The organism is Mesorhizobium sp. M7A.F.Ca.US.005.03.2.1, from assembly GCF_003997795.1.
GTDB classification, from domain to species: domain Bacteria; phylum Pseudomonadota; class Alphaproteobacteria; order Rhizobiales; family Rhizobiaceae; genus Mesorhizobium; species Mesorhizobium ciceri.
Map to the genome: position 1 here is coordinate 1 of NZ_RZRP01001639.1, position 405 is coordinate 405.

The window sequence follows — 405 nt, forward strand, 5'->3', positions numbered from 1 at the left end:
GGCCGTGCAGGCCCGGACGCTGATCATTGCCGGCGCCTGCGACCCGCTGTTCGGCGAGGCGCACCAGCAGGCGTTGCAATCCGCTCTTGCCGGAGCCGTCTTCGTCCGGGCCGAGAGCTGTGGCCACAACCCGCATTGGGAAGACCCGGCCCTTGTCGCCAAGACCATCGTCGAGGCATTTGAAGTCTGATGCATGTCGCCCAAAAGTGGCCCCGGTTTTGGGAGAACGACATGCACAAAAAAGGATCTATTCCTAAGCGCGTCGACGCGCTTTAGGAATAGATCCCGACCAGTGATTGCGATGTCGGCGACAGCCGCAAGGTCTCCGTGGGTTTGGTCAGGCCGGGTTGCGCGGCCCGCCAAAAATCCTGCCATGCCGGCGAGGCGGCAAGCGCGGCCTTGTGG

1 protein-coding gene is annotated in these 405 nt (G+C 63.5%); it reads left to right on the forward strand.

The window, feature by feature from the left end:
- Positions 1-190 (forward strand): alpha/beta hydrolase (locus tag EN991_RS39575; RefSeq protein WP_164769833.1); only part of this gene is annotated, 190 nt, incomplete at its 5' end.
- Between the last annotated feature and the right edge of the window lie 215 nt (positions 191-405).